This is a genomic window from Burkholderia sp. Ac-20345 (genome assembly GCF_017104825.1).
Classification (GTDB): domain Bacteria; phylum Pseudomonadota; class Gammaproteobacteria; order Burkholderiales; family Burkholderiaceae; genus Burkholderia; species Burkholderia lata_B.
This window is the reverse complement of sequence record NZ_JAAGPO010000008.1, coordinates 115,482-141,092: the sequence shown is the minus strand read 5'-3', so window position 1 is coordinate 141,092 and position 25,611 is coordinate 115,482. Positions and strand designations below refer to the sequence as shown.

21 protein-coding genes are annotated in these 25,611 nt (G+C 68.5%); 14 read left to right on the top strand and 7 right to left on the bottom strand.

Annotated elements, in window-relative coordinates; genetic code table 11:
* Nucleotides 1-93 precede the first annotated feature (93 nt).
* Nucleotides 94-843 (bottom strand): collagen-like triple helix repeat-containing protein, encoded by a 750-nt coding sequence (locus G3O06_RS48900; protein WP_346779491.1) that lies wholly within the window; start codon nt 841-843, stop codon nt 94-96.
* On the opposite strand from G3O06_RS48900, the gene G3O06_RS48895 reads away from it, so the two are divergent.
* A complete protein-coding gene (locus G3O06_RS48895; protein ID WP_346779490.1) occupies nt 737-1,849 on the top strand; it encodes a highly repetitive protein in 1,113 nt (370 codons plus the stop codon). The genes G3O06_RS48900 and G3O06_RS48895 overlap by 107 nt on opposite strands.
* A 418-nt stretch (nt 1,850-2,267) precedes the next feature.
* A complete protein-coding gene (locus tag G3O06_RS06205) occupies nt 2,268-2,666 on the top strand; it encodes a carboxymuconolactone decarboxylase family protein (RefSeq protein ID WP_205815424.1) in 399 nt (132 codons plus the stop codon).
* 57 nt (nt 2,667-2,723) lie between these two features.
* Here the strand turns inward: G3O06_RS06205 and G3O06_RS06200 are convergent, their stop codons facing one another.
* From G3O06_RS06200 to G3O06_RS06190, 3 genes are read right to left on the bottom strand one after another with little or no spacing between them, the layout of a single operon-like run.
* Complete coding sequence (locus G3O06_RS06200) at nt 2,724-3,707, bottom strand: alpha/beta hydrolase (protein WP_175000288.1); 984 nt, start codon at nt 3,705-3,707, stop codon at nt 2,724-2,726.
* Nucleotides 3,708-3,714: 7 nt separating this feature from the next.
* Nucleotides 3,715-5,289: an NAD(P)/FAD-dependent oxidoreductase gene (locus tag G3O06_RS06195; RefSeq protein WP_205815423.1), complete on the bottom strand. Its 1,575-nt coding sequence runs from the start codon at nt 5,287-5,289 to the stop codon at nt 3,715-3,717.
* Complete coding sequence (locus G3O06_RS06190) at nt 5,286-6,212, bottom strand: SDR family NAD(P)-dependent oxidoreductase (protein ID WP_205815422.1); 927 nt, start codon at nt 6,210-6,212, stop codon at nt 5,286-5,288. The genes G3O06_RS06195 and G3O06_RS06190 overlap by 4 nt, the downstream gene beginning before the upstream one ends.
* 102 nt (nt 6,213-6,314) lie before the next feature.
* Between G3O06_RS06190 and G3O06_RS06185 the strand changes: the two genes are divergently transcribed.
* Complete coding sequence (locus G3O06_RS06185) at nt 6,315-6,956, top strand: helix-turn-helix domain-containing protein (protein ID WP_241019541.1); 642 nt, start codon at nt 6,315-6,317, stop codon at nt 6,954-6,956.
* A 290-nt stretch (nt 6,957-7,246) separates the two neighbouring features.
* Here the strand turns inward: G3O06_RS06185 and G3O06_RS06180 are convergent, their stop codons facing one another.
* Nucleotides 7,247-7,456, bottom strand: coding sequence for a fucose-binding lectin protein (locus G3O06_RS06180; RefSeq protein ID WP_174968206.1), 210 nt, complete (start codon nt 7,454-7,456; stop codon nt 7,247-7,249).
* Between the two features lie 231 nt (nt 7,457-7,687).
* Nucleotides 7,688-8,638, bottom strand: coding sequence for a LysR family transcriptional regulator (locus G3O06_RS06175; protein WP_205815421.1), 951 nt, complete (start codon nt 8,636-8,638; stop codon nt 7,688-7,690).
* A gap of 126 nt (nt 8,639-8,764) precedes the next feature.
* Here G3O06_RS06175 and G3O06_RS06170 point away from each other — a divergent pair, with 126 nt between their 5' ends.
* The 11 genes from G3O06_RS06170 (at nt 8,765) to G3O06_RS06120 (ending at nt 25,106) form a co-directional block, all read left to right on the top strand.
* Nucleotides 8,765-9,409: a glutathione S-transferase gene (locus tag G3O06_RS06170; RefSeq protein ID WP_174916092.1), complete on the top strand. Its 645-nt coding sequence runs from the start codon at nt 8,765-8,767 to the stop codon at nt 9,407-9,409.
* 36 nt (nt 9,410-9,445) lie between these two features.
* Nucleotides 9,446-11,527, top strand: coding sequence for a pyridoxamine 5'-phosphate oxidase family protein (locus G3O06_RS06165; protein WP_205815420.1), 2,082 nt, complete (start codon nt 9,446-9,448; stop codon nt 11,525-11,527).
* A gap of 122 nt (nt 11,528-11,649) precedes the next feature.
* Nucleotides 11,650-11,853 (top strand): DUF2970 domain-containing protein, encoded by a 204-nt coding sequence (locus tag G3O06_RS06160; protein ID WP_043178166.1) that lies wholly within the window; start codon nt 11,650-11,652, stop codon nt 11,851-11,853.
* Nucleotides 11,854-12,457: 604 nt separating this feature from the next.
* Nucleotides 12,458-14,689, top strand: coding sequence for a TonB-dependent siderophore receptor (locus G3O06_RS06155; RefSeq protein WP_205815419.1), 2,232 nt, complete (start codon nt 12,458-12,460; stop codon nt 14,687-14,689).
* 59 nt (nt 14,690-14,748) lie between these two features.
* Entirely contained in the window at nt 14,749-15,381 is a 633-nt protein-coding gene (pnuC, locus tag G3O06_RS06150; RefSeq protein ID WP_205815418.1) for a nicotinamide riboside transporter PnuC, read from the top strand.
* A gap of 41 nt (nt 15,382-15,422) precedes the next feature.
* Complete coding sequence (locus G3O06_RS06145) at nt 15,423-16,613, top strand: phosphotransferase (protein WP_205815417.1); 1,191 nt, start codon at nt 15,423-15,425, stop codon at nt 16,611-16,613.
* Nucleotides 16,614-16,855: 242 nt separating this feature from the next.
* Nucleotides 16,856-18,160, top strand: coding sequence for a TolC family protein (locus tag G3O06_RS06140; RefSeq protein ID WP_205815416.1), 1,305 nt, complete (start codon nt 16,856-16,858; stop codon nt 18,158-18,160).
* A gap of 34 nt (nt 18,161-18,194) precedes the next feature.
* Nucleotides 18,195-19,658 carry an efflux RND transporter periplasmic adaptor subunit gene (locus G3O06_RS06135; RefSeq protein ID WP_205815415.1) on the top strand — a complete coding sequence of 488 codons (1,464 nt, stop codon included), beginning with the start codon at nt 18,195-18,197 and terminating at the stop codon, nt 19,656-19,658.
* A 125-nt stretch (nt 19,659-19,783) separates the two neighbouring features.
* Nucleotides 19,784-22,996: a CusA/CzcA family heavy metal efflux RND transporter gene (locus G3O06_RS06130; RefSeq protein ID WP_205815414.1), complete on the top strand. Its 3,213-nt coding sequence runs from the start codon at nt 19,784-19,786 to the stop codon at nt 22,994-22,996.
* On the top strand, nt 22,996-23,679 hold the full coding sequence (gene irlR, locus G3O06_RS06125; protein ID WP_089497548.1) for a heavy metal response regulator transcription factor IrlR: 684 nt from the start codon (nt 22,996-22,998) through the stop codon (nt 23,677-23,679). Before G3O06_RS06130 ends, irlR begins: the two co-directional genes overlap by 1 nt.
* Nucleotides 23,676-25,106, top strand: a complete 1,431-nt coding sequence (locus G3O06_RS06120) for a heavy metal sensor histidine kinase (protein ID WP_205815413.1) — start codon at nt 23,676-23,678, stop codon at nt 25,104-25,106. Before irlR ends, G3O06_RS06120 begins: the two co-directional genes overlap by 4 nt.
* Before the next feature lie 82 nt (nt 25,107-25,188).
* On the opposite strand, the gene G3O06_RS06115 is transcribed toward G3O06_RS06120, so the two are convergent.
* Entirely contained in the window at nt 25,189-25,479 is a 291-nt protein-coding gene (locus G3O06_RS06115; RefSeq protein ID WP_205815412.1) for a DUF4148 domain-containing protein, read from the bottom strand.
* Nucleotides 25,480-25,611 lie beyond the last annotated feature (132 nt).

The following is a 25,611-nucleotide window of genomic DNA, read 5'->3' as shown; positions in this document are numbered from 1 at the left end:
TTAGCGGACAGGAAAAATTGGCCTGCTGTGCGCGACGGTAAGGCAACCGACGATTTGCTCGTCGCGATTGTGCAGAACCCGCATATCCAGCAGTCAGCCAAAGCGAGCCTCGCGAGCGAGATCGAGCGGGTTGCTGCCGCCCGTGCCGCTGCTGGAGCTGCCCGCGTTGTTGTCGTGGACGAGACCGCCGGTGGACGTCACCGTGTTGCCGAGCTGCGCCACGACACCGCCGAGGCCGGTACCGACCGGGTTGTCGGTTGCGCCGCCGACCTTCGTGCCGGCGCTGGCGAGGCCGTTGCCGAGCGTGCTCAGCAGGCCGTTGAGCGGCGTGCCGAGCAGCGTCACGCCGCCGAGCGTTTGCGTGGCGCCCGGCGTCGTGACACCGCCGGTCAGCGTGTTCGTGATCGGGTTGATCACCTTGCCGACCTGCGTCTCGAGCTGCTGGACCGGCGCGCTGTTCAGCGCGGTGTTGAGGCCCGATGCGGTCGAATTGACGGCGCCGCCAACTGTGTTGACGAGATCGCCGACGAGCGACGTGACCGGCGACAGCGGCGACAGCGGGCCCGAACCGAGGCTCTTCACTGCGTTGCCGAGGTTGTTGACCGCGCCGCCGGCGCCGGTCAGCAGGCCGGTGGTCGACGTCAGCGTCGGTCCGAGCGGGTTGGCCGACACGCCGATCGAGCCGAGGCCGGCCGCGACGCCGTTGCCGAGTGCCTGCACGCCGTTGCCGAGGCTCGTGACCGCGTTGCCGACGCTGGAGGCCGTCGTCGGGTTCGTGCCGGGGATCTGCACGCCGCCGATCTGCCCGCCGCCGTTTGCGACCGTCGTGCCGAGTGCCGTCACGAGGTTGCCGGATTTCTGGAGGACATTGCCGAGTGGGGTGACGCCGGTGCCGGAGGTGCCTGACGTGCCGGAGGTGCCCGACGTACCCGACGTACCGGAAGTACCCGACGTACCGGAAGTGCCCGACGTGCCGGAGGTGCCCGAGGTACCGGAAGTGCCCGAGGTACCGGAAGTGCCCGAGGTACCGGAGGTACCCGATGTGCCGGAAGTGCCCGAGGTACCGGAGGTACCCGATGTGCCGGAAGTGCCCGACGTACCGGAAGTACCCGACGTGCCGGAGGTGCCCGAGGTGCCGGAGGTACCCGACGTGCCGGAAGTGCCCGACGTGCCGGAAGTGCCCGACGTACCGGAGGTGCCCGACGTACCGGAAGTACCCGACGTGCCGGAGGTGCCCGACGTACCGGAAGTACCCGACGTGCCGGAGGTACCCGAGGTGCCGGAGGTGCCCGACGTGCCGGAGGTGCCGGAGGTGCCGGAGGTGCCGGAGGTGCCGGAGGTGCCCGACGTGCCCGAGGTGCCGGAAGTACCCGAGGTGCCGGAAGTACCCGAGGTGCCGGAAGTACCCGAGGTGCCGGAAGTACCCGAGGTACCGGAGGTGCCTGACGTACCGGAAGTGCCCGAGGTACCGGAAGTGCCCGAGGTACCGGAAGTGCCCGACGTACCGGAAGTGCCCGAGGTACCGGAGGTACCCGATGTGCCGGAAGTGCCCGACGTACCGGAAGTACCCGAGGTACCGGAAGTACCCGAGGTACCGGAAGTACCCGACGTACCGGAGGTACCCGACGTGCCGGAAGTACCCGACGTGCCGGAAGTGCCCGACGTACCGGAAGTGCCCGACGTACCGGAGGTGCCCGACGTACCCGAGCTACCCGACGTCCCGCCACCCGAAGTCCCCGACGTCCCACCGCCCGACGTACCCGAAGTCCCCGAGCTGCCACCCGTCCCGGACGTGCTCGGCTTGATCGTCGGCGGGGTCGTCGGTCCATCGACCGAGCCGCAACCATAGAGTGCGAGCAGCGACGAGACGGCCATCGTTACCGTCGTCTTCTTGAAAAGTTTGTGCATGTTGGCCTCGACATTGGAAGTGTGTCCAAGCCTCCTCTGCAAATTCCGCGCCACGGGAGTTTTCCCGAAACGGTGTCGCGCTTTATTGCAGGAATCGGGAATATACGCGCGATTTAAACGCAGTTACGGCGCTTTCGCGCGACGGGTATGCAAGGTGCGCCGGCGCGGCGGTTGCGATGTTCCCGCAAGCCGCCGTAACGCGCGGCGCGATGTTACGTAGCGTTCGATATCGCGTGACGCGGGCGGCCTCGAACCGAGGGCCACATCTTTGACGAAACGCGCCGGCCCGATGAACATGGCGCGACATCCCCGGCTGCCGACGATGCCGAAGCGGCCACGACTCCACACAGGACACGGACATGAGCGAACAGGACAGGGAATACGGCAAGGCACGACGAATCGACGTGATGGGCGAGGCGTTCGTCGAACGCGCGATGCGCGACCTCGACGGTTTTTCGCGCCCGCTGCAGAACTGGCTGAACGAACACGCGTGGGGCAGCACGTGGCAGCGGGGCGGGATCGACCTGAAGACGCGCAGCCTGTGCACGTGCGCGATGCTGGCGGCACTCGGCCGCAGCACGGAGCTGAAGGGTCACATTCGCGGCGCGCTCAACAACGGCGCGAGCCTCGTCGAGATCCGCGAGGTGCTGTTGCACAGCGCGCTGTACGCGGGCGCGCCGGCCGCGGTCGAGGCATTCCGCAGCGCGCGGGAGGTGATATCGGAGCGTGGGCTGTCGCTGCCCGACGACGAAGCCTGATTCCGTCGCAGCGCCGGCTGCACGGCACGGAATCAGGCCCTGTTACGCGGTCGCGGCTTACGCGATGCGTGCCGCCGGCGCGGCCGCCTCGGCCGGCGTAGCGGCGACTTCGAGCAGCCAGTCGGCCGTGGCTTCCGGAATCGTGACCGGCAGCATGTGCCCGCCCTCGACGACCTTCAGCCGCACGCGCGCCGATTTCTGCGCGAGCGCTTCGCCGTGCTCGCGCCAATTCAGGATCGGATCGGCGCGTCCGTACAGCACGTCGACCGGCAGCGCGAGGTCCGGATAGCGGCGCTCCATCGCGGGCAGGTCGACGGGGGCCGACAGCAGGTCGGTTGCGGTCGCGTAGAACACGTGCGGGCGCATCCCGAGCAGCCCGCCGCCCTTGACCGGGAAGTCGCGCGGCACGTCTTCCGGCGCGAACACCTGGCGCACGGCCTTGCGGCCGGTCAGGATCGTCAGCGGAATCGCGAAGGTCCACGACACGAAGCGGCGCACCAGCGGCGACGGCAGCATCAGCGGCTTGAACGGCGCCGGCGGCTCGCTCTGCTCGTGCGACAGCGGCGCGATCAGCGCGAGCCGGCTCACGCGATCGGCATGATTGAGACCGACCGCGAGCGCGATCGCGCCGCCGAGCGAGTGGCCGACGAGCACCGGCTTGTCGAGCCGCAGCGCGTCGATGAACGCGGCGACCGTGCGGGCCTGCGCGAACACGTTCGCCTGCGAGCCTGCGCCGCGGAGCGACCGGCCGGCGCCCGGGCGGTCGATGAGGATCACGCGATGCTGCTGCGCGAGCCGCGCGAGCGGCAGGTACGCGAAATTGCGCAACTGCCCCGCGAGCCCGTGGACGAACACGAGCGGCGGGCCGTTGCCGTATTCGACGTAGTGGATGCGGTCGCCGCCGATGTCGACGAAGCGGCCTTCGGGCGGAAACGCGCGCGTCACGCGGCGGGCCACGTAGCCGGTAAACAGCGCGAGCGCGGCGAGTACGGCGACGACGCCGAGTAGCACGTTCTGGATCAGATGGAGCGTATGGGTCATGTCGGCCTCAGCGGGTTTCGAGTGCGGGTTCGGCAACCGGCGTCGTGGCGGCCGGGCCGGCTTTTGCGCGGCGTTCGAACTGCATCGCCGAATCGGCGAGTCCGCTGAACTTCAGCGACGCGAGATCGAGCACGTAGTTCTGGTGGAACTTCCACGGCTTGCTATGCCCCTGCTTCGGCAGGATGCCGGCCGCACGCTGGATATAGCCCGAGCTCAGGTTGACGGCCGGCACGTTGCCGGGATCGCCGGTGCCGAGCCGCGGCACGCACGTGTCGTAGCCGTTCGCGCGCATGTGGTTGAGCAGCCGGCACACGTAGCGCGCGATCAGCTCGGCCTTCAGCGTCCACGACGCATTGGTGTAGCCGAACGACGATGCGAGGTTCGGCACGTCGCTGTACATCATCCCCTTGTACGACACGGTGTCCGGCAGGTCGACCGCGCGACCGTCGACGGTGACGCGCGCGCCGCCGAGCATCTTCACCTTCAGCCCGGTCGCGGTGACGATCACGTCCGCGTCGAGCTGCTGGCCGCTCTTCAGCTTGAGGCCGGTCGGCGTGAAGCGTTCGATCTCGTCGGTGACGATCGACGCGCGGCCCGCGCGGATCGACTTGAACAGGTCGCCGTTCGGTACCAGGCACACGCGCTGGTCCCACGGCATGTAGCGCGGCGTCAGGTGCTTCGCGACGTCGAAGCCGGGGCCGACCTGCTTGCTGGCCGCGCGGATGATGAACTGCTTCGTCCGGTCGGGCTTGCGGCGCGACACGTTGTACAGGTACATCGTCAGCAGCACGTTCTTCACGCGCACGAGCCGGTGCGCGAGCCGCGACGGCAGCACGCGGCGCAACGCGTTCGCGATCTTGTCGCGTGCGGGCAGCGACACGATGTAGGTCGGCGAGCGCTGCAGCATCGTCACGTGCTGCGCGTCGGCCGCCATCGACGGCACGAGCGTCACGGCCGTCGCGCCGCTGCCGATCACGACCACGCGCCGGTTCGCATACGACAGGTCCTTCGGCCAGTGCTGCGGATGCACGAGCTTGCCTTCGAACGTGTCCATCCCCGCCCAGTCGGGCAGGTAGCCGGCGTCGTAGTCGTAGTAGCCGCTGCACATGAACAGGAAGCGGCAGGTGTAGACGAGCGTGTCGGTCGCGCCGTTCCGCGTGCGCTCGATGCGTACCGTCCAGCGCGCGCGGTTCGAGTCCCAGTCGGCCGCGACCACCTTCTGGCCGTAGCGGATCGTCTTGTCGATGCCGTACGCGCGTGCGGTGTCGCGGATGTAGTCGAGGATCGTCTGGCCGTCCGAGATCGCCTTGTCGCTGTGCCACGGCCGGAAGCTGTAGCCGAGCGTGAACATGTCGGAATCCGAACGGACGCCCGGATAGCGGAACAGGTCCCAGGTGCCGCCGATCGCGTCGCGCGCCTCGACGATCGCCACGCTCGCATACGGGCAGCGCTGCTTCAGGTGATACGCGGCGCCGATGCCGGACAGGCCGGCGCCGACGATCAGCACGTCGAGGTCGTTGCCGTCTTGTCGAGCACCGGAGGCGGGCGGCGCGTCACGCCGGTCGGTCGTCGTCGAGGTCATGCGGGGTCCTTGGTCGGCGTGGTCGGAAGAGCGGCCGGGGCGTGCGGGCGTTCTCCCACAGGGACTTCCTTCGGTCGGAGATTGCGGGCACGGGCGCGGCGGACGTGGCGCAGCATCAGCCACTGGTAACCGGCGCCGAGCAGGCGCGCGATCCGGTCGAGCCGACGCGCATCGGCGCCGACGATCACGCGGCGCGCATTGCGTTCGACACCCGCGAGGATCTGCCGCGCGGCGTCATCGGCCGTGGTTGCGTGAATCAGGCGGTTCGCCTGGCGGCGATGGGTCGCTTCGTCCTGGCCCGTGAGCGCGTGGATGCTGGTATCGACGCGGCCCGCGTCGACGATGTTCGTCGCGACGCCGCCCGGGTGCACGCAGGTCGCGCTCACCGGCGCGCCGTCGAGTTCGAGCTCCATGCGCAGCGCCTCGGTGAAGCCGCGCACCGCGAACTTGGTCGCGTTGTACGCGCTTTGGGTGGGCATCGCGACGAGGCCGAACAGGCTCGACGTGTTGACGACGTGCCCGTCGCCCGACGCGCGCAGATGCGGCAGGAACGCCTGCGTGCCGTGCACGACGCCCCAGAAGTTGATGCCGACGATCCATTCGAGATCGGCGATGCGCGCGGTCTCGGCGCTGGCGGCCAGCGACACGCCCGCGTTGTTGAAGACCAGGTTGACCTTGCCGTGCTCGGCGCGCACGAAATCGGCCCACGCGAACACCGCATCGCGGTCGGATACGTCGAGCCGCCGCGTGCTCACGCGCACGCCATGCTGCGCGCAGGCGGCTGCCGTGCCGGCGAGCCCGGTTTCGTTGACGTCGGCGAGCGCGACCTCGCAGCCGCGCCGCGCGAGCTCGACCGCGAGGCTGCGGCCCATGCCCGAACCGGCGCCCGTGATCGCGGCGACCTTGCCGGAAAACCCGTTCATCCGTGCTCCTCCCGTTCCGCTTGCACTGCGCCGGCGGCGCGTCTAATGTGGTGTTGATCGTCACCACTTTAGTTTTCGGGTGTCCTGATGTCAAATAGCGGAATGGAGAAAGCACTCGAAACGGAAAAACGGGGCCGCTCGTATGGCGGCGTGGCGCCCGAGGTGCGGGCCGCGGAGCGGCGCGACGCGTTGATCCGCGCGGCGACGCGCGTGTTCGGCACGGTCGGGTTCCGCAAGGCGACCGTGCGGTCGATCTGCCAGGAAGCGAAGCTGAACGATCGCTATTTTTATGCGGCGTTCGACAGCACCGACGATTTGCTGCGCTGCACCTACCTGCATCACGCGCAGCAGCTGCACGAAGCGGTCGCGCGGGCGGTGGCCGAGCGGGGCGGCGATCTGCACGAGAGCGTCGATGCGGGGCTCGCCGCGTTCTTCGCGTTCCTGCGCGACCCGTGCGCGGCGCGCGTGCTGCTGCTCGAGGTGATGGGCGTGAGCGCGGACACCGACATGACGTACCAGCGCATGCTGATCGACTTCGGCAAGCTGATCATGGCGATCGGCGCGCCGCGCGAGGCGGTGACGCCCGCCGAGCGCACCGAGCAACGGCTGATCGGGCTCGCGCTCGTCGGTGCGATGACGAACGTCGGCGCAGCGTGGCTGCTCACCGAATATCGCGATCCGGAGGTGCAGATGGTCGCGAGTTGCCGGAAGGTGCTGCTGGGGACGTTGCGGGAGATCGGGTAACCGGAAGGCATCACCGGTTGAAAATTAAGATAAAGCGTTGGCTGCACGGCGCACCGGGTGCCGTGTCGCTTTCTTGCTCGATTTAATCGCCTGTTGCATAAATAAAATCCGGCGATTTTTCTGGATGAAAATGATTATCAATAAGCCGTCATTGTTTTAGGTTTGGATTTCATGTGGCGGTGAATTGATCAAAACAATGTGGATAAAATAAAAAAAGCGGCGCAATGCGAAATTCGGTTCGCATTGCGCCGATCGTGGCGCGAAAATCCTCGCGCCCCAGGCACGTTCGATCACAACCCCGTATAGGCGCCCCGGGTCCAGCCGTCCCCATCCCGGCACCACTTGGTCGTCGAGCCGCCGCTGGTTGCATACACGGGGATGTGGATCGCGTTTCCGACCAGCCGGCACGTTGCGGATACGTTGTCGCCCGCCTGGTTGAATGCGCCCGTGTCGACGCGGATCGATGGTGTGGTTCCCCATGGAGTTGCGGCGATTTGCATTTCAGACTCCTTGATTGAATAAAGCGGAGAATTGAAACGTTTCGGTAAACGCAAATCAGCATATTTATGGGAATAAGATTAGTATAAAAACAGGAAGGGCAATGCCTGATTTGTTTGGAAAATAAAGGGTGTATTCGTTTCGAATGGGAAAGCCCGGAGAAAGGGAATTGGAGGGGAGTTAAAGCGTATCGATCGCCGGCGGTCGTGCCGGACGGGGCCGGCAATCCGGAATCAACCGCTTGTGGGTTTCGCTCGTGTCGCTTGCACCGGCGCTGCCGGCGCCTCCCCGATCCGCGCCTTCATCGCGTCGACAAACGCCCGCACCTTCGGCGAAGGCAGCCGCGTCGACGGATACACCGCATGAATCCCGGCCGGCGCCGAGCGCCATGCGGGCAGCAGCCGCACGAGCCGGCCGGCCGCGACGTCGTCGGCGGTCGAGAAATCCGTCAGCAGCCCGAAGCCGCCGCCCGCGAGCACGATCGCGCGGCACGCGGTGGCGGTGTTCGACACGACCGGCGCGACGCAGCGCACCGAAGCGGTGCCGCCGTTCGCGTCTTCGAGTTCAACCGAATGCGGGCGCGGCAGCGTCGACAGCATCACGAACGGCAGCGCGGCGAGCGCATCCGGATCGTGCGGCCGCCCATGGCGCGCGATGAACGCGGGGCTTGCGACCAGCCATTTCTCGTAGGTGCCGAGCTGCACCGCGCGATAGTTCGAATCGGCGAGGCGGCCGATGCGGATCGCGACGTCGAGGTTGTCCGCCACGAGATCGACCACGCGGTCGTTCGCGACGAGTTCGACGTCGAGCCCCGGATGCCGGTCGCGCAAGGCGACGACGGCGGGCGCGACGACCAGCGCGCCGTAGTCGATCGGCACGCTCACGCGCAGCGTGCCGCGCAGCGGCCCCGCGTCGGACGACACCGCGTCGAGCGCGGTTTCGGCGGCCCGCACGATGTCGCGGCACGCGTCGTAGAACGCGCGCCCTGCGTCGGTCACGCTCAGTCGCCGCGTCGTGCGCACCAGCAGGTTCGCGCCGACCTCGGATTCGAGGCGCTGCATGTGCGTGCTGACGACCGTCTTCGCCAGGCCGAGCCGCTCGGCCGCGGCCGTCAGCGAGCCGGCGTCGACCACCGCGACGAAGATCGCCAGCCGGTTCAGGTTCACGTCGCGCAGATCGGCCATCGTCGATTGTCCTATAAAAAAGGATAATGTTTCCGCGATTATCCGTCTTCTGGCGACGAACGGCGAGCGCTACGCTGCAGCTGTTCGTCGCCGATCCCCGGCGGCGCGAGATTCCGGAGTGTTTCCATGTCTGCCGCCCGCAAGCCCGCCTCGCCGATTCGCGTCTATTCGTTCCTGCTCTCGGGGCACGCACATCGGGTGCGGCTGTTCCTGTCGCTGCTCGGCCTGCCGTCCGAAACCGTCGACGTCGATCTCGCGGCCGGCGCGCAGCGCGAACCGGCGTTCCTCGCGCTCAATCCGCTCGGGCAGGTACCCGTGATCGACGATGGCGGCACGGTGATCGCCGATTCGAATGCAATCCTCGTGTACCTCGCGAAGCGCTATGGCGACGCGCACTGGCTGCCCGACGATCCGGCAAGCGCGGCGATCGTGCAGCGCTGGTTGTCGTATGCGGCCGGGCCGATCGCATCGGGGCCGGCCGCCGCGCGGCTCGTGACCGTGTTCGGCGCGAAGCTCGACCATGACGCCGCCAAGCGCACGGCCGCGAAGGTGCTCGACGTGATCGACCGCGAACTGGCCGGCAAGCCGTTCGCGGCCGGCGCGCAGCCGACGATCGCGGACATCGCCGCGTACTCGTACATCGCACACGCGCCGGAAGGCGGCGTGTCGCTCGAACCGTATCCGCACGTGCGTGCGTGGCTGGCGCGCATCGAGGCGCTGCCGGGCTTCGTCGCAATGCCGACGACGCGCGCGGGCCTGCTCGCCGCGTAACACCATCCGAAACCGCGCCTGCTCAGGGAGAACGCGATGAACACCCCGACCGCCGTCGTACCGGGCTGGGAACTCGACAGCGCACCGTTTCACGCGGGCGAGCTTGCCGTGCAGCAGCGTGCAGGTGTGACGGAGGCCGCGGGTTCGGCTGGCCGGCGCGGGATCCGGCGCTTCATGCCGGACCAGCACCGGACGTTTTTCGCGCAGTTGCCGTTCTTCGTGCTCGGCGGCGTCGATGCGCACGGCCAGCCGTGGGCGACGCTGCGGGCCGGTGCGCCGGGGTTCGTGACGTCGCCGGACGCGCACACGCTGCGCATCGCGGCGCGCGCGTTGCCGGGCGATCCGCTGGCCGGTGCGTGGCAGTCGGGCGCGCCGCTCGGCGGGCTCGGCATCGAATTCGATACGCGGCGGCGCAATCGCGTCAACGGGGTCGTGCGCGCGGTCGACGGCGACGCGCTGACGATCGCGGTCGAGCAGAGCTTCGGCAACTGCGCGAAGTACATCCAGGGCCGCAAGCCGACGTTCGTCGCACGGGAAGTCGATGCATCCGCCGGGCCCGACGTAGCCGACGCGTTGAACGATGCCGATCGCGCGCTGCTTGCGCAGGCCGATACGTTCTTCGTTGCGAGCGCGAACACGTCGACGGACGCGGGCGCTGCGCGTGGGGCGGACGTGTCGCATCGCGGCGGGATGCCGGGCTTCGTGCGCGTCGACGATGCACACACGCTGACGACGCCGGACTTCAGCGGCAACCGCTTCTTCAACACGCTCGGCAACCTGCAGCACGATCCGCGCGCGGGGCTGCTGTTCGTCGATTTCGACAGCGGCGACCTGCTGTATGTGGCCGCGCGTGCCGAGATCGTGTGGGACGGGCCACTCGTCGCGTCGTTCGACGGCGCGCAGCGGGTCGTGCGGTTCCATGTGCGGGAAGTGCGGCGCATGCGTGCGGTGCTGCCGTTCCGGTGGTCGGCGGTCGAACGCGCGCCGCAGTTCGCGGCGATGGCGGCGGGGACGGGGGCAGGCGCGGGCGCGGTGGTGGCGCCGTCTACACCCGCACCCGAATCGGCATCGGCGACCGCATCGACATCGGCACCCGCATGGCGGCCGCTGCGCATCGCAAAGATCGTCGACGAAGCGCGTGCGATCCGTTCGTTCCACTTCGAACCGGCGGACGGCGGCGCATTACCGGCCTACGAGGCCGGGCAGCACCTGACGCTGCGCGTCGCGCTGCCGGGCGGCGATGCGCCGTCGATCCGCAGCTACACGCTCTCCGATGCACCGGGCGGCGCGCATTACCGGATCACCGTGAAGCGCGAAGGGCGCGTATCGGCGTGGTTGCACGATCACGCTCAAGCGGGCATGACGCTTGACGCGCAGATGCCGCGCGGGCGCTTCACGTTCGATCTCGCGAGCCCGCGCCCCGCCGTGCTCGTGTCGGCGGGCATCGGCATCACGCCGATGGTCGCGATGCTGCGCCGCGCGCTGTCCGACGATCAACCGTCGCGCCGCGTGGTGTTCGTGCACGGCGCGCGTGAATCGGATGATCGACCGTTCGCCGAGGCGCTGGCACGCGTTGCCGCCGCAGACGAACGGTTGTCGCTCCACTGGTTCGACAGTCATCCTCACGAAGGCTCGACAGCCCACGCCGGCCGCATCGACGTCGCGCAACTGAAGCGGCTGCTGACGTTCGACGACTACGACTTCTACCTGTGCGGGCCGTCGGCATTCATGCGCGACCTGTACGACGGGCTGCGTGCGCTGAACGTGCCGGACGAACGCATCCGTTTCGAGGCGTTCGGGCCGTCGAGCGTGGCACGCAGCGCGACTCGCACGCCTGCCACGCCGGCGGTGGCGAGTGTGCCGGTCGTATTCCGGCGCACGGGCCGCGAAGCCGCGTGGACGCCCGTCGACGGCACATTGCTCGAATTCGCGGAAGGGCAGCGCGTGGACGTGCCGTCCGAATGCCGCTCCGGGTCGTGCGGCACGTGCGCGACGCGCGTGCTGTCCGGCGCGGTCGACTACGAACAGGTGCCCGACGCACCGGTCGAACCCGGCTGCGCGCTGCTGTGCGTCGCGCGGCCCGCGCAAGGGTCGGAACCGCTCGTGCTCGATCGCTGACGCACCCTGCGACATGCCGCCGCAGACACCCTGCTGCGCGAAAAGCGCGCGCAACTGCTTCTTTTTTCGGATGCCGGTCGGATCGACGATAGCGTCAACCGATAGATGAAAGGAGCGCAATCATGAAACTGCTCGGCATGATCAAACTGGTTCTGTGGAGTTTCTTCGGCGTACGCAACAGCAAGGCGCACGCGACCGATCTCGCGAACGCCAACTTCACGATGCTGCCGTTCGTGGCGATCATCCTCGCGGTGCTCGTCGGGGCGGTGATCTACGGCGTCGTGCACCTGGTCGTCGATCCGACCGTCACGATGCAGGGGTTCTGACCAACCGGCCGCCGGATCGCGAGCGGGGAAACGTTCCCGCTCCGAATTCCAGCCGCATGACCGGCGCGCGACTGCGCCGGTGATTGAGGCGGCCGCGCACGACGCCAGTCACGCGCGCATCGGCACCGTCGTCGTGCCGCGCGAATCGCGCTGTCCCTATTCCCGCCTTCCCTGCCTCCCGTTTCGCCCGATTCCAGGGCGGCCGGCCCCGCCCGGGGTAAAATGCGCGCCGCGCCGCGATGTCGCGCGCGACGGGCACGCCGCCGTTCCATCGAACGGTGCGCGCAAGTACGTCGCGCCCGCACCGGGGCGTTCGAAGCGTCCCCCCGCATGACATGACCGCGCGATGCAGCCGGCCGCCCGACACGCCCCCGACGAACCCGTCGACGGCTGCGTCGGTTCCCGGTGCGTCACCTGAATCCGAGTCCCATCCTGCGTCTTCCCGACCGAGCGGCCCGCTTGCGTGCCGTATCGTCCGGTTCGTCTGATGAATATCGCGCCGGCGCTTGCGTCCGGCGGAAGGGCCGGATCCGGTCGCGGGCACGCTTCGCAGCTTCGTAACGGGTTTCGACAGGGTCGAGCGGCGAGTTTTCCATCCAGAACAATGACGGTGAATAGAACAACAGCGTCGCCCGCACGGCGGCGGCGCGCGAAGGTCGGGCTTGGCGTCGGTCTCGGCATCACGCTTTTCGCGGCACAGGCCGCCGCGGCGCAGGGCGACACGCCGGCCCCGGACACGGAGGCAGCCGGCAGCGCGACGCTGCCGACGATCACGGTGAGCGGCGAGCGCGGCAACGCGCTGCGCGCACGCACGGCGTCGGTTGCGGGGCTCGATGACGCGCCGCTGCGCGACACGCCGGCGTCGGTGAGCGTCGTGACGCGCGCGCAGCTCGACGACCAGCAGGCGAAGCGGCTGAGCGACGTCGTGCGCAACGACGCGTCGGTCGTCAACGACTACGCGCCGGTCGGGTATTTCGAAGGCTTTGCGATCCGCGGTTTCCCGGTCGATCTCGCGAGCGCGATCCGGATCGACGGGCTGACGGTGTCCGGCGAGCAGAACGTGCCGCTCGAGAACAAGGAGCGCGTCGAGATCCTGAAGGGGCTCGCCGGCATCGACAGCGGCGTCGTCGCGCCCGGTGGCGTGATCAACTTCGTGACGAAGCGCTCGGCGAACGTCGCGAGCGTGACGGGTGGCGTCGACAGCCGCGGCTCGACGTCGGCGGCCGTCGATCTCGGCCGCCGCTTCGGCCCCGACAATCAGTTCGGCTTCCGGATCAATGCCGCGAAGGAGAACATGCACTCGTACATCGACGGCACGAACGGTCGGCGCACGTTCGGCTCGATCGCCGCCGACTGGGACATCAGCCCGCGCGCGAGCCTGCAGCTCAATGCCGAATTCCAGCAGTGGATCCAGCGTTCCGCACCCGGCTACCAGCTGCTGGGCGGCACCGTCGTGCCGTCGATCAAGACGACGTCGAAGGCGCTCGGCACGCAGCCGTGGGCGAAGCCGGTGACGACCGATGCGCTGAACCTGAACGCGCGCTTCGACTACCAGTTCAACGACGACTGGAAGGCCTACATCGCCGCCGGCCGCAGCCGCACGATGATCGACGACAACAGCGCGTTCGCGTACGGCTGCTCGTACGCGGCGAGCTGCACGGCCGGCGCGACGTCGCCGTTCTTCTTCGGCGCGAACGGCGACTACGACGTGTACGACTTCCGCAGCCCCGGCGAATACCGGCGCAATGACGACCTGCGCGCGGTCACGACCGGCAAGTTCGCAACGGGCCCGCTGCGGCACGAGCTGACGCTCGGCGTGAGCGTGCAGCGCCGCGTCGTGAGCATGGCTGACGCGGTGTACTACCAAGTGGGCAGCGAGAACATCTACGGGCCCGACACGACGTTCTCGCCGTCGCCGAATTCGCCCGGCCCGTCGTATCCGCGCCTCGATGCGTGGCAGTACGGCGTGTTCGGGCTCGATCGCATCAGCATCGGCGAACACTGGCAGGTGCTCGCGGGCGGCAAGGAAGTGCTGCTGCGCCAGCGCAGCTGGAGCAGCCTCGACGGCGACACGACGCATACCGATCGCTCGGTGTTCCTGCCACAGGTGGCGCTCGTCTACAAGCCGGTGAACGTGCTGTCGCTGTATGCGTCGTACAGCAAGGCGCTGTCGCTCGGCGACCAGGCGCCCGTGCGGGCGACCAACGCGTATGCGTTCCTGCCGCCCGTCGAGTCGCACCAGATCGAGGTCGGCGCGAAATACGACTGGCTCGACCGGCTGAGCCTCACGGCCGCCGTGTTCTCGATCAGCAAGCCGTTCCAGTTCGCCGACCCGGACGCATCGGGCACCAGCTACACGTTCGTGCAGCGTGGCACGCAGCGGCACCAGGGGATCGAGCTCGGTGCGGCCGGGCGCGTAACCGAGCGCCTGGGGCTGACGGCCAGCGTCGCGGCGATTCGTGCCCGTGCGTACGATTCCGGGTCGCCGGCATACGAAGGGCATCAGATCATCAACGTGCCGGCGCTGCGCGCGTCGCTGTATGCGGATTACACGGTGCCGGGCGTCGCGGGGTTGAACGTGCTGGGCGGCATCGAGTACAGCGCGGCCCGCAATGCGAACGAGGAGGGCACCGCGCGCGTGCCGTCGTGGTTCGTGTTCAATCTCGGCGCGCGCTATACGACGAAGATCGGCGGCCATCGCACGGTGCTGCGCGTGTCGGTGGACAATCTGTTCAACAAGTTCTACTGGCGCGACGCGGGCGAGCAGCAGGGCGATGCGTACCTGTTCCCGGGTGCGCCGCGCACCGCGCGCGTGTCATTGACCTATGATTTCTGACCGTCCGGAACCGGCCGCGTGACGCGCGGCCCCGGCAGCTAACCTGGAGAGCACAGACGATGTCCCCACTCGAAATCGCCGGCGTGATCGTCAGCGCGCTCGCGATCTGGCTGACCGCGAAGCGGCGCATGCTGTGCTGGCCGGTCGGGCTCGTGTCGGTCGCGCTGTACGGCTGGATCTTCTTCGACGCGAAGCTGTATTCGGACATGCTGCTGCAGGGCGCGTTCGCGGTGCTGCAGGTGTACGGCTGGCAACGCTGGCTCGCGCAGCGCGCCAGCGAGGCCGATGGCAGCGCGGCGCCTGCGGGCGACGTCGTGCCCGTCACGGGCGTGCGGCCGATGCAGATGCTGCCCGACCTGATCGCGGCCGTCGTCGGCAGCGCGCTGCTCGGCGGCATGATGGCGCGCTGGACCGATGCGGCGCTGCCGTTCGTCGATGCATCGCTGACCGCGTTCAGCCTCGTCGCGCAATACTGGACGGCGCGACGCTACATCGCGTCGTGGGGGTTGTGGATCGTCGTGAACGTCGTGTATGTCGGGATGTTCGTGTTCAAGGAACTGTATCTGACGGCCGGACTCTATGCGCTGTTCATCGGGCTGGCCGTCGTCGGCTGGCGCGACTGGAGCCGGACGGCCGCGGCGCTGCGCGCGGCGGCCGGCGGTGCGCTGGCAACGGGCGGCGGCGCGCGCTGATCCCCGCGCCGATCTGAATCAACCACGGAGCAACGTCGTTCATGTCATTCCCACTCGAGCCGGACGGATCCCTGTCGCGTGACGTCGCGCCGCCGCAATTCGGTGTCGACGGCGAGCAGGCCGAACGCGACTGGCCGCTGATGACGCACGACGAGGTGGCGGCGGTGCTCGCCCGGATCGACGGCGCCGGCGAGCCGGCGCGGCTCACATGGCACAGCCCGCGGCAGTTCGCGGCGGCCGTCCTGGTGCAGATGACGGACGGACGCGGGTTGTTCGTCAAGCGTCATCACGTGAGCCTGCGCGATGTCGAAGGGCTCGAGGAGGAGCATCGTTTCATCGCGCATCTGCGCGAACGCGGGATGCCCGTGGTGGACATTCTTGCGGATCGCGACGGTGCGACCGCGTTCGCCGCCGGCGACTGGACCTACGAAGTGCACGTACGGGCACCCGGCGTCGATCCGTATCGCGGCGTGATGTCGTGGCAGCCTTTCACGCATGCGTCGCACGCTTACGCGGCCGGCCGCGCGCTGGCCGAGCTGCATCGCGCGTCGGCCGGCTACGATGCGCCGGCGCGGCCCGTGCGGACGCTGCTGTCGAGCTTTCGCGTGCTGTCGTCTCCCGATCTGGCGGGTGCGCTCGAACGCTGGGTCGACGCGCAGCCGCTGCTCGTGCGCGCGCTCGGCGCGCGCGACTGGCGCGGCGACGTGGCCGACGCGATCGGCCCGTATCATGCGCGCCTCGTGCCTTTGCTGCCGGCGCTTACGCCGTTGTGGACGCACGGCGACTGGCATGCGTCGAACCTGTTGTGGACCGATGCGGGGCCCGGCGCGCAGGTGCGGACCGTGCTCGATTTCGGGCTGTCGGATCGCACCTGCGCGGTGATGGACCTCGCGCTGGCGATCGAGCGCAACACGGTCGACTGGATGGCGCCGGCCGATGCGCGCCGCGTCGAGTACGCGCAGATCGACGCGCTGCTCGACGGGTATGAATCGCTCGAACCGCTGGGTGACGAAGCCTATGCGGCGCTGGTCGCGCTGCTGCCGATCGTGCATACGGAGTTCGCACTGTCGGAAGTGGCCTATTTCGGTTGCATCATCGATGCGCCGGCGATCGTCGACATCGCGTACGACGGCTACCTGATCGGTCACGCGCGCTGGTTCGGCGAACGCGACGGGCGGCAACTGCTCGACTGGCTCGTGCAGCGGCGGCGCGCGAAGCGAGGGGCCGTCTGAGCCGCCTGCGGGGGATCGCCGCGTACGCGTGCTGATTCCCCGTGCCACCGCCATCTTCCGTGCGGCCGTCGCGCCGCACGCTCATTGATTCTCCTGATCGCCGAAGCGGGGCATGGCTCCCGCTGGGCGCCGCACGCATGCGCGCGGCCGCGCCCAAGATGACGGAAATATCATCTTCGCCTCATGTTCGCACTGCGGCCGGACCGTAGCATCGGTCGCGAACCGTTACCGCAGAACCGAACATGCTCAAGCTCAACCTCGCCGTGGCCGTCGTCTTCGCGATGGCCGCGACGGCTCATGCGCAGCCGTCGCTGTCGCCGGGGCCGGCCCCGGCTGCCTCCGGCAGCGCCGCGCCGATCGGCGCACCGCCCCCCGACGCGCTCCCTTCCACTTCATTGACGCTTTCCGATGCGCTATCGGTCGCGGCCCGGAATAATCCGGCGCTGCGCGGCGCGCGCGCGGACGTCGACGCGTCGGCCGGCGCGCTGATGCAGGCCGGCGCTCGCCCCAATCCCGAGGTGTCGTTCCTGCAGGAAGGGTTTCGGCGCGCCGAACGCACGTCGACCGCGCTGATCAACCAGACGATCGAACTCGGCGGCAAGCGCAGCGCGCGGCTCGATGTCGCGTCGTACGGCAGGGAAGCGGCCAACGCATCGCTCGACGAACAGGGCGCCGTCGTGCGCGCCGACGTGATCGCCGCGTTCTACGGGCTGCTCGCCGCGCAGCGCCAGCTTCAGGTGACCGAGGAATCGGCCGCGATCGCCGCGCGTTCCGCGGATCTTGCGAGCCGCCGTGCACAGGCCGGCAAGGTGTCGCCCGTCGAAGCGACCAAGGCGCACGTGGCGGCGGCCGGCGTGCAGATCGAAGTCGTGACCGCGCGCGGCCGTGTCGAGGTTGCACGCGAGAAGCTGAACGCGGTGATGGGCGAAGCACGCAGCGGCCGGCTTGCGGTGCTCGGCGACCTCGAAGCCGTGCCGCCGGTCGAGCCGCTGCCCGCGCTGACCGCGCAGCTCGACGATGCGCCGCTCGCGCGGATCGCGCGCGCCGAGATGCTGCGCTCGAACGCGGCCGTGTCGCTTGAACGCGCACGGCGCATTCCGGACGTGACGATCAGTGCCGGCGTGAAGCGCGTGACCACGGGCGGCGTGCCGGACAACCAGGCCGTGGTCGGCGTGTCGATTCCGATTCCGCTGTTCAACACGAACAAGGGCGCGCTGCTCGAGGCGACGCACAAGGCCGAGCGCGCAAATGCCGATCTCGATCGCGAACGCACGCGCCTGCGGCTCGACCTCACGCAGGCGTATGCGAATTTCGAAGCCGCCGCGCAGGAGGCGCAGCGGCTGAAGGCCGACATCCTGCCGGCCGCGCGCCTCGCGCTCGATGCGATGTCGCGCGGCTACGAGCTCGGGAAGTTCAGCTTCCTCGACGTGCTCGACGCGCAGCGCACGCTGTTCCAGGGCCAGTCGCAATACGTGCGCGCGCTCGCCGATGCGCATACGGCCCGTGCCGACATCGGCCGGCTCGTCGGTACGCCGCTCGCGCAGTAGCGCGACAGACGCCTCATTTACCTGAAGGATCACCATGTCACGCAGCAGAATCCTGATCATCGCGGCGGTCGTGCTCGGCAGTGCCGGGATCGTCATCGGCGCACTCGGCGTCACGCGCAACAGCGGCGGCAACGGCGCGGCCGCGTCGGCCGCTTCATCCGCCGAAGCAGCCGGCGAGCGAGGCGGTGTCGTGCTCAAGCGCGGCAAGCTGTCCGTCGAAATCGTGATGACGGAGAAGCCCGGCGACGCGCGCCTCATCGTGTATCCGTTCGTCGACGGCATGCCGGCCGACAAGGGCGTCACCGTGTCCGGCACGCTGGTTCGCTACGACCGCACGCACGAACCCTTGCGATTCGATGCGGCCGGCCAGAAGTTCGTGTCCGCGCAGTCGATCGGCAAGCCGCACGTGTTCGATGCGACGATCGACGTGAAGGCGGGCAATGAAGCCGCATCGTTCCCGTTCGCCCGCGCCGACGGCGCGATCGCGTTGACCGACGCCCAGCTCGCGACCTCGAAGATCGCGTTGGCGAAGGCAGGCCCCGCGCAGATCGCGACGCCGTTCCAGTTGCCGGGCGAGATCAAGTTCAACGAGGATCGCACCGCGCACGTGGTGCCGCGCGTGGCCGGCATCGTCGAGCAGGTATCGGTGTCGCTCGGGCAGAACGTCACGAAAGGGCAGGTGCTGGCCGTGATCGCGAGTACCGATCTTGCCGACCGGCGCAGCGAGCTGCTGACGGCCGAGCGCCGGTTGTCGGGCGCTCGCGCGACCTACGAGCGCGAACGCACGCTGTGGAAGGAGCGCATTTCGGCCGAGCAGGACTACCAGCAGGCGCAGGTGCAGTTGCGTGAAGCCGAGATCGCCGTGCAGAACGCGCGGCAGAAGCTCGCCGCGCTGAACGCGCCGGTCGGCGCGGGCGCGCTGAACCGCTACGAACTGCGCGCGCCGTTCGCGGGCACGATCGTCGAGAAGCATGCGACGCCGGGCGAAGCGACCGCTGCCGATGCCAGCATGTTCGTGATCTCCGACCTGTCGACGGTATGGGCCGAGATGGCCGTGCCGGCGCAGCGGCTCAACGACGTACGGGTCGGCCGCGACGCGACGGTCATCGCGACCGCGTTCGAATCGCGTTCGAGCGGCCCGATCGCGTACGTGGGATCGCTGCTCGGCGAACAGACGCGCACCGCGCCGGCGCGCGTCGTGCTGCCGAACCCGGACGGCGTGTGGCGGCCCGGGATGTTCGTGAACGTGTCGGTCGACGCGGGCAAGCAGGGCGTGCCGCTCGCGGTCGCGAGCGACGCACTGCAGGACGTCGACGGCGCACCTTCCGTTTTCGTGCGCTCGTCGAAGGGCTTCGTCGCGCAGGCCGTCGAGACTGGGCGGCGCGACGAACGTGCGACCGAAGTACTGAAGGGGCTCAAGCCGGGCCAGGAATACGCGGCGTCGAACAGTTTCGTGCTGAAGGCCGAACTCGGCAAGGGGAGCGCGGAACATGAATGAGCGTTACGTGTGTGCCGTTGCACGACTCGCGGCCCGATATGCGGCCCGTTTTCCAGCCCGCCGCGTGACCGGCCGGGCGGCCCGTCCGTCGAGGGTGTCCGTGCCCCGTTTCAAGGAATCCCGTCATGTTTGAGCGCGTGATCCGCTTTGCGATTGCGCACCGCTGGCTCGTGATGCTGGCGATCGCGGCCGTGGCCGCGCTGGGCGTGTTCAGCTACCAGAAGCTGCCGATCGACGCGGTGCCCGACATCACCAACGTGCAGGTCCAGATCAACACGTCCGCGCCGGGCTATTCGCCGCTCGAGGCCGAGCAGCGCATCACCTATCCGGTCGAGACCGTGATGGCCGGCCTGCCGGGCCTCGAGCAGACGCGCTCGATCTCGCGCTACGGGCTGTCGCAGGTCACGGTGATCTTCAAGGACGGCACCGACATCTATTTCGCGCGGCAGCTCGTCAACGAGCGCATCCAGGAAGCGAAGGACAAGCTGCCGGCCGGCATCGCGCCCGCGATGGGGCCGACGTCGACGGGCCTCGGCGAGATCTACCTGTGGACTGTCGAGGCCGACGCGGCCGCGCGCAAGCCCGACGGCACGCGCTATACCGCGGCCGACCTGCGCGAGCTGCAGGACTGGGTCGTCCGGCCGCAGCTGCGCAACGTGCGCGGCGTGACCGAGGTGAACTCGATCGGCGGCTACGTGAAGGAGTACCGCGTCGCGCCGAATCCGGCAAAGCTGATGTCGTACGGGCTGACGCTCGCCGACGTCGTGCGCGCGCTGGAACGCAACAACGACAACGTCGGTGCCGGCTACATCGAGAAGCGCGGCGAGCAGTACCTCGTGCGCGTGCCGGGCCAGGCGCGCACCGTCGACGACATCGCGAACATCGTGCTGACCAACGTCGGTGGCGTGCCGGTACGGATGAAGGACGTCGGGCTGGTCGATATCGGCCGCGAGCTGCGCACCGGCGCGGCGACGTCGGACGGCGAGGAGGTCGTGCTCGGCACGGTCTTCATGCTGATGGGCGAGAACAGCCGCACGGTCGCGAAGGCCGTTGCCGCGAAGATGGAGGACGTGAACCGCACGCTGCCGTCCGGCGTGAAGGCGATTCCGGTGTACGACCGCACGGTGCTCGTCGAGAAGGCCGTCGCGACGGTGAAGAAGAACCTGCTCGAAGGCGCGATCCTCGTGATCGCCGTGCTGTTCCTGTTCCTCGGCAACATGCGCGCGGCGCTGATCACCGCGCTCGTGATCCCCCTGTCGATGCTGATGACCTTCACCGGGATGGTGAACGCGAAGGTGAGCGCGAACCTGATGAGCCTCGGCGCGCTCGACTTCGGGATCATCGTCGACGGCGCGGTGGTGATCGTCGAGAACTGCGTGAGGCGGCTTGCGCACGCGCAGGCCGCCGCCGGCCGGCCGCTCACGCGTGAAGAGCGTTTCGCGGAGGTGTTCGGTGCGTCCCAGGAAGCGCGTCGCGCACTGATCTTCGGGCAACTGATCATCATGGTCGTGTACCTGCCGATCTTTGCGCTGACCGGCGTCGAAGGCAAGATGTTCCACCCGATGGCCATTACCGTCGTGATGGCGCTCGCGGCCGCGATGGTGCTGACCGTCACGTTCATTCCGGCGGCCGTCGCGCTGTTCATCGGCGAGCGCGTCGAGGAGAAGGAGAACCGGCTGATGGGCTGGGCGCGGCGCGCGTACGAGCCGGCGCTCGCTGCGTTCATGACGCGGCCGGCACGCGTGATGATCGGCGCGGGCGTGATCGTGCTGGTCACGCTCGGGCTCGCCACGCGGCTCGGCAGCGAGTTCATCCCGAGCCTCAACGAAGGCGACCTGGCCGTGTCCGCGCTGCGGATTCCCGGCACGAGCCTGTCGCAGTCGGTGGAGATGCAGAAGTCGATCGAGAAGACGCTGAAGGCGCGCTTCCCCGAGATCGAGCGCGTGTTCGCGCGCACCGGCACGGCCGAGATCGCGGCCGACCCGATGCCGCCGAATCTGTCGGACGGCTACATCATGCTGAAGCCTGCCGACAAGTGGCCCGACCCGAAGAAGCCGCGCGACCAGCTCGTGCGCGAGATCGAGGAAGCGCTCGCCGAGCTGCCGGGCAATGCCTACGAGTTCTCGCAGCCGATCCAGCTGCGCTTCAATGAACTGATCTCGGGCGTGCGCAGCGACGTCGCCGTGAAGATCTTCGGCGATGACATGACCGTACTGAACCAGACCGGCGAGCAGATCGCGGCCGCGCTGCAGAAGGTCCCGGGCGCGTCGGAGGTGAAGGTCGAGCAGACCACCGGCCTGCCCGTGCTGACCGTCAACCTCGACCGCGACAAGCTCGCGCGCTACGGCGTAAGCGTTGCGGACCTGCAGGACTCGGTGGCTGCGGCCGTCGGCGGGCAGAAGGCCGGCACGCTGTTCCAGGGCGATCGCCGCTTCGACATCGTCGTGCGGCTGCCCGACGAGCTGCGCTCGGACATCGAGGCGATCAAGCGGCTGCCGATCGCGCTGCCCGCACCGGCGGCCGGCGCCAGCGCACCGCTCGCGGCGGCGCCGTACGTGCCGCTCGCAGAGCTCGCGACGATCGACGTCGCGCCGGGCCCGAACCAGATCAGCCGCGAGGACGGCAAGCGGCGAGTGGTCGTCAGCGCGAACGTGCGCGGGCGCGACGTCGGCTCGTTCGTCGCCGATGCGCGCGAGCAGCTGCAGCAGGATGTGCGCGTGCCGGCCGGCTACTGGGTGTCGTGGGGCGGGCAGTTCGAGCAGTTGCAAAGCGCAAGCGAGCGCCTGAAGCTCGTCGTGCCGCTCGCGCTGTTCATGGTGTTCGTGCTGCTGTTCGTGATGTTCAACAACGTGAAGGACGGGCTGCTCGTGTTCACCGGCATTCCGTTCGCGCTGAGCGGCGGCGTCGTATCGCTGTGGCTGCGCGGGATTCCGCTGTCGATCACGGCGGCGGTCGGCTTCATCGCGCTGTCCGGCGTGGCCGTGCTCAACGGGCTCGTGATGATCTCGTTCATCCGCAACCTGCGCGACGAAGGGATGCCGCTCGAGGCCGCCGTGCGCGAAGGCGCGCTCACGCGGCTGAGGCCGGTGCTGATGACCGCGCTCGTCGCGTCGCTCGGCTTCCTGCCGATGGCGTTCGCGACCGGCACCGGCGCCGAGGTACAGCGCCCGCTCGCGACGGTCGTGATCGGCGGTATCCTGTCGTCCACGGCGCTGACGCTGCTGGTGCTGCCAGTGCTGTACCGTGTCAGCCATGCGGTGTCGTGGCGCGCGGCGTTGCGCGGCGGCTTCGGCTCGGGCGTGCTGCGCCGGCTGGGTTTCTTCAAGGGTAATGCGTGATGCGAATTCTGATTGTCGAAGATGAACCGAAGACGGGCGCGTACCTGCGCAAGGGTCTCACCGAGGCCGGCTATGTCGTCGACTGGGTCGAGGACGGCATCACGGGCCAGCACCAGGCCGAGACCGAGGAGTACGACCTGCTCGTGCTCGACGTGATGCTGCCCGGGCAGGACGGCTGGACGCTGCTGCAGAACCTGCGGCGCAGCAAGTCGACGCCCGTGCTGTTCCTGACCGCGCGCGACGATGTCGGCGATCGCGTGAAGGGGCTCGAGCTCGGCGCCGACGACTATCTCGCGAAGCCGTTCGACTTCGTCGAGCTGACCGCGCGCATCAAGTCGATCCTGCGGCGCGGCCAGCCGCGCGATTCGAACACGCTGCGCGTGGCCGACCTCGAACTCGACCTGACGCGCCGCAAGGCCACGCGGCAGGGCGACACGATCCTGCTGACCGCGAAGGAATTCGCGCTGCTGTGGCTGCTGATGCGCCGCGAGGGCGAGATCCTGCCGCGCGCGACGATCGCGTCGCAGGTGTGGGACATGAATTTCAACAGCGACACGAACGTCGTCGATTCGGCGATCCGGCGCCTGCGCTCGAAGATCGACGACGCATACGACCCGAAGCTGATCCACACCGTGCGCGGGATGGGCTACGTGCTCGAGGCGCGCGGCGGCAGCGCGACATGATCGCGCGCCTGCTGCCGCGTACGCTGCGCGGACGCCTGACCGCGCTGATCATCCTGTCGACGTCGGTGATCCTCGCGTCGAGCGGTGTTGCACTCTATGAAGCGCTGAGCAATCGCGTCGAAACGACGGCGGCCGAGCAGATGGCCGGCATCTCCGCCGCGTTGGGCGCGCACCTGGGCGAAGCGCGCTCGACAGCCGACGTCGCGCGCAATACCGATATCTGGATCGACCAGTTGCACGGCCATCCGAACATGGATCTCGCGATCTTCGATGCCACGGGTACGCGCCTGGTCGGCACGCCCGGCTTCCGCCTGGTTGCGCCGCTCATGTCGCTGGATGCGGGGCGCGTGCCGGTCGGCGTCGCGCCGCCCGGCGCGCGGCACCAGTATCTGGTGACGAATGTGCCGCTGGCCGGCGCGGGCGCAGGCGCGCCCGTGGTGCGCGTCGTGGTGCAGTACGACCGCAGCGCCGACGTGCTGTTGCTGCGCACCCACGCTTATACGATCGTCGTGATCGAGGTGTTCGGCGTGGTGCTCGCGGCCGCGTTCGCGTACGGCATCGCGGCGCTCGGGTTGAGCCCGCTGCGGCGGTTCGCGGCGCGCGCCGAGCAGATGTCGACGAGCCGGCTCGCCCATCCGCTGCCGGCGCTCGATACGGCCGGCGAGTTGAAGGAGCTCGAGCATGCGTTCAATGGAATGCTCGAGCGGCTGAGCGAATCGTTCACGCGGCTGAGCCAGTTCTCGTCGAATCTCGCGCACGACATGCGCACGCCGCTCACGAACCTGCAGGCGGCTGCACAAGTCGTGCTGTCGCAGCCGCGCAGTGCGGATGAATACCGGAACGTGATCGAGTCGAGCATCGACGAATACCAGCGGCTGTCACGGATGATCGAGGACATGCTGTTTCTCGCGCGTTCGGAACAGGCCGGCACGTCAATCAGCGTGCGGCGCCTGGATGCGTCGGAAGAGGCGGCGCGCGTCGCCGGCTACTACGAGCCGCTTGCGGAGGATGCCGGCGTGACGGTGAAGGTCGACGGCCATGCGTGGGTCGATGCGGATCTGACGCTGTATCAGCGCGCGCTGAGCAACCTGCTGTCGAACGCGCTGGCCTACGCGCCGCGCGGCAGCATCGTGGCGATCGATTGCGTGGAGCAGGGCGATGCGACGACGATCGCCGTGTCGGATACGGGGCCCGGCATTGCCGCGGAGCATGTCGGGCGGATTTTCGAGCGTTTCTATCGCGTCGATCCGTCGCGACACAATTCGGCGTCGGGTACCGGGTTGGGCCTCGCGATCGTCCGGTCGATCATGGACAATCACGGCGGCGAATGCGGCGTCGACAGCGACCCCGGCCGCCGCACGACGTTCTGGCTGCGCTTTCCGCGCCAGCCGGCCGAACTGAAACGGCCGGCGGCCATCAGTACCTGACACCGCGGGCGGGCACGCCCGCGCGTTCGCCATGAGGCGGCCGCGCGCGGTGCACTGCCCGCGGTCGTGTGGCCGAGCGTCATTACCGCGCGGTCAGGTTGTCGTGATTGTCGGTCTGCGGCTTTTTCTCGCCGCCATGCACCGAAATCCCGTGAAGCTCCTTGTTGCGTGCGATGAGCTCGCCGGTCGGCGGGTACTGCGTCTTGCTCGTCGGCACGACGCCGTCGTGCTGTGCCTGCTTCAGTTCATTGACGACCTGCGTGCGGGTCTTGCCCTGCGTTTGCGTTTGCGTCTGCGCGAACGCGGCCTGCGCGGTCATGCCGAGCGACAGCGTGGCGGTGACGAACAGTGCTGCGAGTTTTGCCGTTTTCATTGAGTGCTCTCCTTGATCAGGGCCGCCGGGTGGCGAACCATGTACCCAGTATGCGAAAGCAGCCGTGCGTGATCGTGATCGCGAGATGAAAAAATCGTCAGATTGCGTCACGCGGAGATGCACCGTTCGAAT